Origin of the sequence: Mesorhizobium ciceri biovar biserrulae WSM1271 (assembly GCF_000185905.1) — a bacterium.
Classification (GTDB): Bacteria; Pseudomonadota; Alphaproteobacteria; order Rhizobiales; family Rhizobiaceae; genus Mesorhizobium; species Mesorhizobium ciceri.
On record NC_014923.1, the window covers coordinates 4384161 to 4396986 of the forward strand.

Sequence of the window (12826 nt, forward strand, 5' to 3'; positions counted from 1 at the left end):
GGCGATCGCTGGCCCTTGCCTTGCCAAGGCCCCTGCTCTTGCCAAGATGGGGGCTTTCCAGCTAATTCCGCGCGCATTCCCCTGTTTTCTTGCGCGCGATCCCCGCGTGCTGTGGAGTGCGCGACATGTCCCTTCCCGAAAAAGCCTTTCCGGTCTCCTGGGACCAGTTCCATCGCGACGCTCGCGCACTCGCCTGGCGGCTTGCCGGCGCCAACAAAGGGCAATGGAAAGCGATCGTCTGCATCACGCGAGGCGGGTTGGTGCCGGCGGCGATCATCTCGCGTGAACTTGGCATCCGCGTCATCGAAACCGTCTGCGTCGCCTCCTATCACGATTATACCAGCCAGGGGCAGCTGCAGGTCCTCAAGGAGATCACCCCTGCCCTGCTCGCCGAAGACGGCGCCGGCGTGCTGATCATCGACGACCTGACCGACACCGGCAAGACGGCGGGCATCGTGCGCGCGATGATGCCCAGGGCGCATTTCGCCACCGTCTATGCCAAGCCGAAAGGCAGGCCGCTGGTCGATACTTTCGTCACCGAAGTCAGCCAGGACACCTGGATCTATTTCCCGTGGGATATGGGCTTCACCTACCAGAAGCCGATCGCCGACGACCACGCCGGCTGATTCGCAACTACCCTGTTACAGACCAGCAGCTTGCACCGGGGATGGATTTGCTTTCGCAAACACGTCCGGCAGAGCCGGATATTTCGCGAAATCGACGTCTATTGGCGGAAATTGGCCAGGCGAATGAAATTTTTTACTTTTATTGCCGACAATTAGCCGTAAGATTCGTGAGACGGCAAACGATTCCGGAGGCTGGGGCTAGCTTCTTCGATGTTGACGAGGCCAACGACACACAATCATCTGGCCGAAAGGGTCCGACGGCTCTTCGGCACCGCGCCGTGCCGCCTGCAGGTTGCCGCCCTGCCCTGGCGCGACACGGGAGACGGCGTCGAAATCATGCTGATCACCAGCCGCGATACCGGCCGTTGGGTTTTGCCCAAGGGTTGGCCAGAGGCCAGGGAGCCGCTCTGCGAGGCCGCGGCGCGCGAAGCCGGCGAGGAGGCCGGGCTGCGCGGCCGTGTCTCTCATCTTGAAGCCGGCCGTTACTTCTACGCCAAGGCGCTGGCTTCCGGCGAAGAAGTCCCGTGCGAGGTCCTGGTGTTTCCGCTGCATGTCGACAAAGTCGCGGACCGCTGGAAGGAAAAACGCTCACGCACCCGCAAATGGGTCCGTGCAAGCGAAGCGGTGCGCATGGTCAACGAACCCGACCTTTGCCAGATCATCGCCTATTTCTGCGCCGACCCGCACAGCTTCTCCTGACGGGCGGCCACACCGCGCTCTTTGCAAAATGGGACTGGCTTGCAAAGGCTGGACACGCGTTGCCGCGCATCGACATGAATGCTTTGCTAAGGAATCAAAGGTAGGATTCGGCAGCTCTGGTATTTTTTGATCGATGGCGAATCCCGCAAATCCAATTCCAAACGAGTCCGACGAGCCTGAGCGCGAGCATCGTCCGCGCGTGCTCAAGGGCGGGTCGATCATCACCGGAATTTCGAATTCGGAAGTCGGCTGCACGCTGCGCAATCAACATGAAGGCGGAGCCGAACTGAAGATACCGCTGGAAGCCCGGGTTCCCGATCGCTTCCTTCTCTATGTGCCGCTCGACGGCATTGCCTATCGGTGTGAGGTCCGCTGGCGTCGCAATGACCGTATCGGGGTGCAGTTCACCGGCACCGAGCCAAAACCCAGGCTGCACTACGGCTGATCCATTCAGGCACGACGCTTTGGATCGTTGCCGCGTCCGGATTGCCTGGTGACGGCAAAATTGCGATCGCCGCACCGCATTCTATCCCCGTTATCCACATATGTGACACACAAGATGTTGGGGTCACAAAAGCTACGCAAACGAATCCTTGACGGCGCAAAACGAGTCGCCTTTTATAGGCCATGCGCTCCTGTTGAGAGTGCGACCGGAAAGTTCTGAGCCCGGTCTTTTTCCCGGATTATGTGCGTTTTGCTCGCATTTCCGCCTGGTTACGAGGCCGGCGGAAGCGTTGGAACTGTGGGGCGGTTGGGGTCGATAGGGACAATTGTCGGGCTTGAATAAATTGTCTGTTAATACTATATTTAGTGTTTGCAGGTAGGTTCGACGCTAGATAGTGTGAATTTTCCTCGACCGAGGGAATCGGAAAAAATCAGTTTTGAGGGACCCGTGGGTTCGTCGGCACGTTGGACAGGCACTTCGCAAGGAGTTTGACCAGCAGGGCCGGCGGAGGCTGCGAAATGGAGAGCCGGCCGTTTTCGAACGCCGGCAGACGGCGGACATGCGCGTTTCGCATCGGGGGCAGAAATCCCTGGGGAAAAGCGCTACATATAGACAAAAGGGACCGGACCAATGCGCATCGAGCGTCGTTTCACCAAGCCAGGACAGTCCGCCTATGCGGAGATCGAATTCCGCAAGGCGCTTTCGGAGATCAAGAATCCGGATGGCTCGGTGGTGTTCCGCTTGGACAATATCGACGTGCCGGCGCAGTTCTCCCAGGTCGCAGCCGATATCCTGGCACAGAAATATTTCCGCAAGGCCGGTGTTCCGGCACGCCTGAAGAAGATCGAAGAGAACGACGTCCCCTCCTTCCTGTGGCGCTCCGTCGCCGATGAGGCGGAACTCGCCAAGCTGCCGGAAGCCGAGCGCTACGGTTCCGAGATCGACGCCCGCCAGGTCTTCGACCGCCTTGCCGGCACCTGGACCTATTGGGGCTGGAAGGGCGGCTACTTCAAGGCGTCGGAAGAAGACGCACGCGCCTTCCGTGACGAGCTTGCCTACATGCTGGCCACCCAGCGCGTCGCGCCGAACTCGCCGCAATGGTTCAACACCGGCCTGCACTGGGCCTATGGCATCGACGGCCCGAGCCAGGGCCACTTCTATGTCGACCCGTTCACCGGCAAGCTGACCAAGTCGAAATCCTCCTACGAGCATCCGCAGCCGCATGCCTGCTTCATCCAGGGCGTACAGGACGACCTCGTCAACGAGGGCGGCATCATGGATCTGTGGGTGCGTGAAGCGCGCCTGTTCAAATACGGCTCCGGTACCGGCTCCAACTTCTCGCTGCTGCGCGGCGAAGGCGAAAAACTGTCCGGTGGCGGCCGCTCGTCGGGCCTGATGAGCTTCCTCAAGATCGGCGACCGCGCGGCGGGCGCCATCAAGTCGGGCGGCACGACGCGACGCGCCGCCAAAATGGTCATTGTCGACGCCGACCACCCCGATATCGAGGAATTCATCGACTGGAAGGTCAATGAAGAGCAGAAGGTCGCCTCGCTGGTGACCGGCTCGAAGATCGTCAAGAAGCATCTCGAAGCGATCATGAAGGCCTGCGTCAACTGCGAAGGCAATGGCGACGACTGCTTCGACCCGTCGATCAACTCCGCGCTGAAGCGCGAGATCAAGGCGGCCAAGAAGTCGGCCGTGCCGGAGAACTACATCTACCGCGTCATCCAGTTCGCCAAGCAGGGCTATAGCTCGATGTCGTTCAAGACCTACGACACAGACTGGGATTCGGACGCCTACCTCACGGTTTCGGGCCAGAATTCCAACAATTCGGTGTCGCTGAAGGATAATTTCCTGCGCGCCGTTGAGGACGATGCCGACTGGCACCTGACCGCCCGCAAGGACGGCAAGGTGCTGAAGACGCTGAAGGCCAGGGATCTCTGGGAAAAGATCGGTTACGCCGCCTGGGCGTCGGCCGATCCGGGCCTGCATTTCAACACGACGATGAACGACTGGCACACCTGCGCTTCCGCCGGTGCGATCCGGGCGTCCAACCCGTGCTCCGAATACATGTTCCTCGACGACACGGCCTGCAATCTCGCCTCGATCAATCTGCTGCCCTACCGCAACGCCGACGGCACGATCGACATCGCAGCCTACGAGCACACGGTGCGGCTGTGGACCATCGTGCTCGAAATCTCCGTCATGATGGCGCAGTTCCCGTCGAAGGAGATCGCCAAGCAGTCCTACGAATACCGCACGCTCGGCCTCGGCTATGCCAATATCGGCGGCCTGCTGATGACGTCGGGCATTCCCTACGACTCCGATGAAGGCCGCGCGATCTGCGCCGCACTCACCGCGATCATGACCGGCATGGCCTATGCCACCTCGGCCGAGATGGCCGGCGAACTCGGCGCCTTCGCCGACTACGACCGCAATGCCCAGAACATGCTGCGCGTCATGCGCAACCATCGCCGTGCCGCCTATGGCGAGAAGCAGGGCTACGAGAAGCTCGCCGTCAACCCGGTGCCGCTCGTCGCTTCCGACCTGAAGCAGCAGGACCTTGCAACCCACGCCAAGGCCGCCTGGGACCGCGCCATCGAACTCGGCGAGGAGCATGGCTACCGCAACGCGCAGGCGACCGTCATCGCGCCGACCGGCACGATCGGCCTGGTCATGGATTGCGACACCACCGGCATCGAGCCCGACTTCGCGCTGGTGAAGTTCAAGAAGCTGGCCGGCGGCGGCTATTTCAAGATCATCAACCGCGCCGTGCCGGAAGCGCTGCGCACGCTCGGCTATTCCGAAGCCCAGATCGCCGAAATGGAGGCCTATGCGGTCGGCCACGGCAACCTCAACCAGGCGCCGGCCATCAATCCCGGCGCGCTCAAGGCCAAGGGCTTCACCGACGAGAAGATCGCGGCGCTCAACGCAGCCTTGAAGTCGGCCTTCGACATCAAGTTTGTCTTCAACCAGTGGACGCTCGGCGCCGACTGGGTGAAGGAGACGTTCGGCTTCACCGACGAGCAGCTCAACGACTTCTCGTTCGAGATGCTGCCGGCGCTCGGCTTCTCCCGCAAGGACATCGAGGCCGCCAACATCCATGTCTGCGGTGCGATGACGCTGGAAGGCGCGCCGTTCCTCAAGGCCGAACACCTCGCCGTGTTCGATTGCGCCAGCCCGTGCGGCAAGATCGGCAAGCGCTCGCTGTCTATCAACAGCCACATCCAGATGATGGCGGCGGCACAGCCCTTCATTTCCGGCGCCATCTCCAAGACCATCAACATGCCCAACGATGCGACGGTGGAAGACGCCAAGGGCGCCTACATGCTGTCGTGGAAGCTGGCGCTGAAGGCCAACGCGCTCTATCGCGATGGCTCGAAGCTGTCGCAGCCGCTCAATTCCTCGCTGCTCGCCGATGGCGAGGACGACGAGGATGAAGCCGTCGAGCAGCTGCTCGCCGCACCTGCGGCAGCACGTGCCGCACAGATCACCGAGCGGATCGTCGAGCGCATCATCGAGCGCGTGTCGCGCGAGCAGGAAAAGCTGCCCGGCCGCCGCAAGGGTTACACGCAGAAAGCCAAGATCGGTGGCAACACCATCTTCCTGCGCACCGGCGAATATGACGATGGCCGTCTCGGCGAGATCTTCATCGACATGAACAAGGAAGGCGCGACTTTGCGTGGCCTTCTCAACAACTTCGCCATCGCCATCTCGCTGGGCCTGCAATATGGCGTGCCACTCGACGAATATGTGCACGCCTTCACCTTCACCAAGTTCGAGCCGGCCGGCATGGTGCAGGGCAATGACGCCATCAAGAGCGCGACGTCGATCCTCGACTACGTGTTCCGTGAACTGGCGATCTCCTATCTCGGGCGCAACGATCTCGCCCATGTCGACCAGTCGGACTTTTCCAACACCGCACTTGGCCGTGGCATCAGCGAAGGCAAGACCGATGCGGTCTCCAAGGGCCTGACCCGTGGCGCCTCGCCGGTGAAGCTGGTGTCGCGCGTCAGCGGCAACGATCCGAAAGGCTTTGCGGCCCCCTCGGGCGCCCCTGCCCGCTCGGTGCCGACCGCCTTCTCCGGCTCCAACGTGCTGGCGCTGAAACCGGCCAGCGACGAAGCGGTCGCCTACAAGCGCGACTATGAGGAGCGGGCAAAGGAATTGGCCGAGGACATCGCCTTCGAGGAAGCGGCGGGTGCTGCCTCCGACGCCACGGCAGGATTGTTCACCGACGCGGCGGCCGTCGAGGCGGCCGAAGCAAAAAAACTCGCCAACGACCGCCGCGCCAAATCGCTGCTCCAGGGCTACACTGGCAATTCCTGCTCCGAGTGCCAGAATTTTACCATGGTGCGGAACGGGACCTGCGAGAAGTGCGACACGTGCGGCTCGACGAGCGGGTGCAGCTGAGATCTAGTGCCACCTCGGCTTACAGTTCGCGAGATCATTCGCCTGCTGGAGGCCGATGGCTGGTATCTGGTTGCAACCAAGGGCAGCCATCGCCAATATAAGCATGAAGTCAAAGCCGGCCGCGTCACCGTGGCTGGCAAGCCGTCTGAAGAGGTTGCGCCAGGAACACTGAACAGCATCCTCAAGCAGTCAGGTTTGAAGGAATGATGACATGCGTTACGCGGTGGTGATTGAAAAAGCAGGAAATAATTTCTCCGCCTATGTGCCGGACCTACCCGGCTGCATCGCGACAGGTGCCACTGTGGCTGAAGTGGAAACCGAGATTCGCGATGCAATACGCTTTCACATCGAAGGTTTGCGAGCCGATGGGCTGGATGTGCCCAAGGGTGTCAGCCTCGCGGAATACGTAGAGGCATAGAGGCAGGCCTCCACTCGATCCGGATCAGGCTCTGGTCCGGGCGTCTAACTCGCCGGCAACACCCTTAGCGTCTGCTTGTCAAACAGCGGCTCGTCCTGGCCGATGCGGACGAACAGCAGCTTCCGACCCTCGCCCAAGGGCACTTCGAAATACTGGATGCCATCAGGCATTTCGCCCCAGCAGCCGCAGGGTGGGTCGGGAACCTCATCGGGGCTGGCCAGTGCTTTCAGTATTTTCGCAATCCAGGGATGTGTAGCGTTTGACGGCGGCAAGCGCGGCGCTCTCAGTGTAAGGCGTCGCAATAACTTGTTTGCATCTGGCCATGCCTTCGGCCTGCCCAGATCAAAGCCTCTCAGCATGCCATCTCAGATGGTCGTCCATGAAGCTGGAGATGAAAAGATACGAGTGATCGTATCCATCCTGCATCCGCAGCTTTAGCGGAATACCTGCTTTGGCGCAGGCCGCTTCAAGCAGCCAAGGCCTCAGCCCGTCGTCAAGAAATCCGTCCGACGTTCCCTGATCCACCAAAAATTCGGGGAAACGGTATCCGTCGTCGATGAGCGACGTCGCGTCGCAGCTTCGCCACGAGGCCTCATCCTTGCCGAGATACTTCTCAAAAGCCGGTCTCGACCAGCCGGCGGTGCTTGGCTGGGCGATCGGGGCGAACGCCGAGCAGCTCTTGAACCGCTGCGGATTCTTCAAGGCAATCGTCAGCGCGCCATGCCCGCCCATCGAATGGCCAAAGATTGCCTGGCGTGCCATATCGGCTGGAAATTCAGCCGCGATGAGGGCCGGCAACTCCTCGGCGACATAGGAATACATACGATAGTTCTTCGCATAAGGCTCTTGCGTCGCATCGAGATAGAAGCCGGCGCCGGAGCCGAACTGCCAGTTGTCTTTTTCATCCGGAATGTCGGCCCCGCGCGGGCTGGTGTCGGGACAAACGACGATCAGGCCGAGCTCGGCGGCCATGCGCCTGTACTCGCCCTTGTCCATTACATTGGCGTGGGTACACGTCAGGCCTGAGAGATACCACACAACGGGACAAGGCGCCTCCCGCGCCTGCGGAGGTATGAAAACGGCAAAAGTCATGTCGCAACGGCAACTCGTCGACAAATGGGAATAGACGCCCTGCACGCCGCCATGGGCTTTCGTTTGAGAGATGATTTTCATGTGTTCTCCACGTTGCAGGTCGAATGACGGTCGGCCCCACCACTACCCCAGCGGCAAGCACTTGCGTCCTGCCATCGTATGGTTCCTGTGTCGACGGATCTCAGCGCGGAAAAAGAACCTCGCCCATTCCGAGCACTGCGTTATCCCCGCCATATTTGCGCGGTGCGCTCCCCAGAAGCGGCCGTTTCAAAATGCCCTCGGCGATCAGATAACGATCGATGATGGCGGCGAAGACGCTTTCGGGTGCGCCGCATTCGACGAAGCTCGGCGACATGCGTGCCGGCGTGCGATCGAGAAGGATTGAACCGCGACGCATCAGATAACCGGGCATCTCACCGGTGCCACCGGCCACCACCAGGCTGCCGGCGATCATGCGGCTGCCTGCATGGTCGCCGGAGCCTTTCAGCACCGCGATCAGGCCGCGCCGCATGCGGTCCGCGGCGAAGGCGCCCGCTTTGCCCCTGACGATCAAAACACCGCCGTTCATGCCGGCCAGTTCCCCGACGAGCGGCGCACCGAGGTGGTCGCCGGCATTGCCCGTTATCTCAAGCCTGCCGCCGCGCATGCCGGAGCCGGCGTGTGGACCCGCATTGCCTTCGATCGTGAGCTTGCCACCGCGCATGGCGCGCCCGGCCTGGGCGCCGGCATTGCCAACGAGGCGAACCGACCCACCCCGCATGCCTTGCGCCACAAGGTCGAGGCGCGTGCTTCCGCCCTCGAACACGATGTTTGTCGGATCGCTGCCGGCGACGCGAAAAATGTCGCCCACCTTCGAGCCGTGCTTCGTCATGCCGATCTGGATTCTTTCGACGTCGCGCCTTTCGATCCCGGCCAGCCGCTCCGGCGTCAGCGGCGACAGGTCAAGGCGCTCCGGCGGCTCGGCAACCAGGGTGAAGGTCAGCGCCTTCATGGCAGCATATCCTTCAGCGAGTAGATGAATTTTCCGAGCTTGCCGCCGTAATTGCCGGCGCTGATCCGAACCGCGCCTCTTTTCGGGCCGAGCTCTATGACAGCCTTGATGCCGGCCTTCATCGCGGCGGCAACTGCATCATTGGTCTCACCATCGATGACGATTTCCAGGACGGCGTTGATGTCGGGACCGAGTTCACTCGCGACGACGCCGCGCAGTGTCGGCGCGTAGGCTTCGTTGGCCGAGGCGATCATGCCTTTGTATTTGCCACCTATCTTGGAACCCGAACGGGCAATGCCGCCCGGAAACGGCACGATGGCGCCAGGCACCATGCCGATCGCACCGACCGCGGCCTCGGCAGCGGCCAAAGCGCTGGCGCTGCTTTGCGCCATGACAAAGAAATTGCCGCCACCGACAGCTTCCTTCGTCAGTCCAGTCGTTGCTTCGCACAGGAACTCGCCATCCATGACGGGAATACGCCAGAAATGCCTATCGCCGATCTTCTTGGAGATTTGCCAGCCGTCGCCGAAATAACGCAGTGCCGAACCGAGCTTGAGCTCGGCGCTGCCCTGCAGCCCGGCAAAGCAGGCGGAACCCGGCGAGGTCAAAACGCACTGGCCGACACGATTGAGCAGTTGTTTCTGCAATTCGTCCGTTCCCATCGCGAAAATCATGACGCGGCAGCCCGGCCGGCCATCCGGTGTGGCCGATGGCGGCAGGTCGAGATCGATTGCCGCTTCGCAGCCGCAACCGATCACCGAGGTGGCGAAGCCGGTCATTGTGATCGCCGCCTGGCGAGCCCATTTCCGGCTCGGCGCGGTGATGACGATGGCGGTTGCGCGCATGCCGAAGGCTTCCGCGAAGGTATCGTCGATCGTTACGCCATTGATGCTCATGTTCGGCATGGCACCTCGCCGAATGGCTGTTCGCGCGCAATCGCGGAATCCGGGAAATTAAACCAGTCCAGCGACAGGCCGTAGCGCTGCTGGTGATAGTCCTCGAGCCGTCGCACCATTGCCTTGTCGACAGGCGGCTTGAGCCTCAATGCCTTGCCCCAGCGGTAATGGATGATTTCCCCGTCTTGCACGACGAGATCGCCATCCTTGAAAACATACGCCGCCTCTCCGAGCATTTTGGCGATACTGCGGTCCCTGCGATAGACAGCGACGTCGGCTGTTGCGCCGGCGCCGAGATGGCCTCGATCCGTCAAGCCGAGCAGCTTGGCCGGCGCCGCGCGCGTCATGATGGCGATTTCCTCGAACGTGTATTCGCGGTCGATTGCGGCCAGGGTAGAGAGCGCCAGGGCGGATCGTGAAAGTCCGGCGGCCATTTCGGTGCGCGCTTCCCGGCTCATCAGCAGTTCGAACAGCGCCGGATAGGCGGTAAAAGGTGCACCGTTGGGATGATCGGTGGTGAAGAACACACGCCAGGGATCGTCGATCAGGAGAAAAAGCTCGAGCCCGATCGCCCACTGCATCGTGCCGTAGAAGTCCTTGCCATAGCTGTAGGGCACGATGCCGCCGCCATTGCCGTCACCGTCATGAATGACGGTCTTTTTCGGGTGTGCGCTGCCACGCGCCGAAAACTGCCGCATGACGTCGGAGGAGACCGTGACCGTCTGGCCGAACATCACCTGGCCGATATCGATGGTGACTTCCGGCGTCGCGTTGACCAGTTCGGCAAGCCGTGCGGCGGCAGAGGAAAACCCGCGTTTTCCTTCCGTGCCATAGCCATAGAACTGGAGGTGGGCGAGATGCAGCGGCAGTCCATCCGCCGCTGCAATCGTCGCAGCCGCCGTATCCGCCGATCCGGGGCTGCCCAGATTGTTGCAATGGACATGCAAGGGATGCGGCAAGCCAAGATTGTCGACGGCGGCCTGCAGCGTCTTGACGATCTTGCGCGAACTGACGCCATAGGAAGGCACGACATCATCCAGCGAGAAGGTGCGGACGTTCTCCTTGAAGGCGGCCGCCGCACCGGCGTTGATCACCTTGACCCCAAGCGCTCGCGTCGAAGCGACCGTCCAGGCGACATAGTCCTCGATCATCGTCTGGGGGGCGTCGTCGCGGATCATCGACAACAGGAAATCGTCATTGCCGAGAATGGCAAGGGTCGCTTTGTCGATGATCGGGATGTCGGCCAGTTCGAGATGCGTGTGCAGCGCCGCTCCCGGCGACATCGCCGGCTCGACGACCGTCGTAAAGCCCATCTTTGCGTAGAGGCAGCCGGTCTGGAACGTCGACCAGCCGGCATTGGAGAGCGGCGTCATTGCTGGCCGCAGCTGATGGGCGGCATGCTGTTCGGGCAAGAGCAGCCGCGCGGTGTTCACATTGCCGCCACCGATGTGGGAGTGGATGTCGATGGCGCCAGCCATCACGATGCAGCCGCTGGCTTCGATGGTCCGGTCGGCCGCCCCTCCCGCCGGCGCCGGAACGATCTTGTCGTCCTTGATCCAGAGGTCGCCCTTGTCGAGACGGCCGTTGACGGGATCGATGATGTCGCCGCCGGCGATTTTCGTCAGCATGGCAGTGCCTCGGCGAAAGCGTGGGTAGCGATCAGGCGGATGATCGTCGCGGCGGAGGGCAATTGCGAGTCCGCTTGCGCATCGATCGACCTGAGCGAGCCCGTGCGGCTGGAGTAGACAACCGCATCGTGATCGACCCCAGCCTCGCCGATGGCCATGGTGACTGCGGCGCCGGCAACCGGCTTTTCCGTTTTCGTCAGCACAATCAGCGCCATGCGTGCCCTTTTTTTCTGTAGTTGGGCCGTTGCGGCGGAGATCCGCAGGTGCAGGTCAGCTTCGCCGGCAGCGATCATGCGCTCCACATCGCAGCGCCAGGGATCGAATTCAGGGAGGCCGCGCGCAAAGCCGGTGCGCAGCGGAAAACCTGTCATCCAGGCCGAGGCGAGCGCGCTTCCCCACCCGTTTTCGCTCGCCGGCAGATAAAGGCCGGATGCGCGCGATTTGCGATTGAGATCGGCGATCAGTCCTTGCAGCATCTCCAATGCCAAGCCTTCGGCGGCGTGGCCTGAAAACAGGAACACGGGAAAATGCGCGGCCGCCAGAGCTTTGGCAAAATCATTGAAATTCGACACCGGTTGCGATGTACGCCGCCCTTTGTACTGTGCCCTCAGTGCCGCCAGCGTGGCGGCGAGGCTAGCTTGGCCACAGGAAAGTTGCGTTGCCTTGCGTCCGCCGTTCAGCGGCGGCATAGACATCCCGTTTGGGCCTACCACGAAGAACGCGCGCTGGTTGCCGGTCGAGAGGTCGGGAACCGTCCCGGCAAGTTCGCCGACAAGACCATGATGGATCCGCGGGAGCTCGCCCACGATCACCACGACATCGGCACGCCGCCGCGTCTCTCCGGGGGCGACGGTCATTGCCCCCTTGTCGGTAAAAAGCGCGGTCTCTCGGGCAAGTGCCGCACCATCGGCATGGTCGTATGCCGCGCCAGCCCGCTCAGCCAGCGCGATCGCCGCCCTCGTGCCATCTATATCCGTATCAAAGCTGAAAACCGGGCACCGACTTGACGACAATAGCGACGCGGCATGCGCAGCCGCGTGCTCAATCAGCGCTTCCCGGTTGCCGATCCAAGCAACCGCCATTCGCTAAACTACTTTCTGGTGCCGGCTCGATCCTAGACGAAACTGGATTGGCCGTGAACCCCACCCTGCAGCGGATCAGCGAATGTTTTCATACGCGTCAACAAATTCCGACCCTGCTTAGTCATATTTGACGTAAGCGAAGCGTTGATCGGTCAGCGGAGTGCCCTCCAGTGCCCCGCCTTCCTTGGCCGGCTGCCACTGGACAACGTCCTCGATCTTTTTCGCCAACTCGAAATCCTTGTCGGTAATGCCTTTCGCCGCGTGATTCGTCAGGCGCACCTCGACCCAGGCATAGGAGGCGGTGATATCAGGATGGTGCCACGCCGCCTCGGCGAGATGGCCAACCGTGTTGATGACCATGAGCGTCGATTTCCAGCTGTGGGTCTTGTATTTGCGCCGGATCCAGCCGTTTTCATAACGCCATTTCGGCAGCTCCTTCTCAAGCCGGTCGGCGATCTCGGCTTCCGAATAGACCTTTTCCTTGACTGTCTCGTTCATCTCGACCTCCGCGAATTGCTCGGTCTGTCACACGCCGG

The 12826-nt window shown here is 61.6% G+C and carries 13 protein-coding genes; 6 read left to right on the plus strand and 7 right to left on the minus strand.

The features are described from left to right. The first annotated feature begins 125 nt into the window (after positions 1 to 125). From gpt to MESCI_RS21315, 6 genes are all read left to right on the plus strand, one after another. Positions 126 to 626: a xanthine phosphoribosyltransferase gene (gene gpt, locus MESCI_RS21290; RefSeq protein ID WP_013532017.1), complete on the plus strand. Its 501-nt coding sequence runs from the start codon at positions 126 to 128 to the stop codon at positions 624 to 626. 210 nt (positions 627 to 836) lie between these two features. Next, the gene (locus MESCI_RS21295; RefSeq protein ID WP_013532018.1) at positions 837 to 1325 is read left to right on the plus strand and encodes an NUDIX hydrolase; all 489 of its coding nucleotides are present in this window, start codon (positions 837 to 839) and stop codon (positions 1323 to 1325) included. A 133-nt stretch (positions 1326 to 1458) separates the two neighbouring features. Further along, positions 1459 to 1770 (plus strand): PilZ domain-containing protein, encoded by a 312-nt coding sequence (locus MESCI_RS21300; protein ID WP_013532019.1) that lies wholly within the window; start codon positions 1459 to 1461, stop codon positions 1768 to 1770. A gap of 630 nt (positions 1771 to 2400) precedes the next feature. Continuing rightward, the gene (locus tag MESCI_RS21305) at positions 2401 to 6183 is read left to right on the plus strand and encodes a vitamin B12-dependent ribonucleotide reductase (RefSeq protein WP_013532020.1); all 3783 of its coding nucleotides are present in this window, start codon (positions 2401 to 2403) and stop codon (positions 6181 to 6183) included. Between the two features lie 6 nt (positions 6184 to 6189). Further along, entirely contained in the window at positions 6190 to 6390 is a 201-nt protein-coding gene (locus tag MESCI_RS21310; protein WP_013532021.1) for a type II toxin-antitoxin system HicA family toxin, read from the plus strand. A gap of 4 nt (positions 6391 to 6394) precedes the next feature. Next, positions 6395 to 6601, plus strand: a complete 207-nt coding sequence (locus MESCI_RS21315) for a type II toxin-antitoxin system HicB family antitoxin (protein WP_013532022.1) — start codon at positions 6395 to 6397, stop codon at positions 6599 to 6601. 44 nt (positions 6602 to 6645) lie between these two features. Here MESCI_RS21315 and MESCI_RS33085 read toward each other — a convergent pair whose 3' ends face one another. The 7 genes from MESCI_RS33085 to MESCI_RS21350 all read right to left on the minus strand — a co-directional run bounded on the left by MESCI_RS33085 (position 6646) and on the right by MESCI_RS21350 (position 12788). After that, positions 6646 to 6771, minus strand: coding sequence for a hypothetical protein (locus tag MESCI_RS33085; RefSeq protein ID WP_263498927.1), 126 nt, complete (start codon positions 6769 to 6771; stop codon positions 6646 to 6648). A gap of 172 nt (positions 6772 to 6943) precedes the next feature. Beyond that, complete coding sequence (fghA, locus tag MESCI_RS21325; protein WP_013532024.1) at positions 6944 to 7774, minus strand: S-formylglutathione hydrolase; 831 nt, start codon at positions 7772 to 7774, stop codon at positions 6944 to 6946. 100 nt (positions 7775 to 7874) lie between these two features. Then, entirely contained in the window at positions 7875 to 8684 is an 810-nt protein-coding gene (locus MESCI_RS21330) for a formylmethanofuran dehydrogenase subunit C (RefSeq protein WP_013532025.1), read from the minus strand. Continuing rightward, positions 8681 to 9589 (minus strand): formylmethanofuran--tetrahydromethanopterin N-formyltransferase, encoded by a 909-nt coding sequence (fhcD, locus tag MESCI_RS21335; protein WP_013532026.1) that lies wholly within the window; start codon positions 9587 to 9589, stop codon positions 8681 to 8683. The genes MESCI_RS21330 and fhcD overlap by 4 nt, the downstream gene beginning before the upstream one ends. Next, positions 9577 to 11208: a formylmethanofuran dehydrogenase subunit A gene (locus MESCI_RS21340; RefSeq protein WP_013532027.1), complete on the minus strand. Its 1632-nt coding sequence runs from the start codon at positions 11206 to 11208 to the stop codon at positions 9577 to 9579. Before MESCI_RS21340 ends, fhcD begins: the two co-directional genes overlap by 13 nt. After that, the gene (locus tag MESCI_RS21345; RefSeq protein WP_013532028.1) at positions 11202 to 12290 is read right to left on the minus strand and encodes a molybdopterin-binding domain-containing protein; all 1089 of its coding nucleotides are present in this window, start codon (positions 12288 to 12290) and stop codon (positions 11202 to 11204) included. The genes MESCI_RS21340 and MESCI_RS21345 overlap by 7 nt, the downstream gene beginning before the upstream one ends. A 117-nt stretch (positions 12291 to 12407) precedes the next feature. Next, on the minus strand, positions 12408 to 12788 hold the full coding sequence (locus tag MESCI_RS21350) for a 4a-hydroxytetrahydrobiopterin dehydratase (RefSeq protein WP_013532029.1): 381 nt from the start codon (positions 12786 to 12788) through the stop codon (positions 12408 to 12410). Between the last annotated feature and the right edge of the window lie 38 nt (positions 12789 to 12826).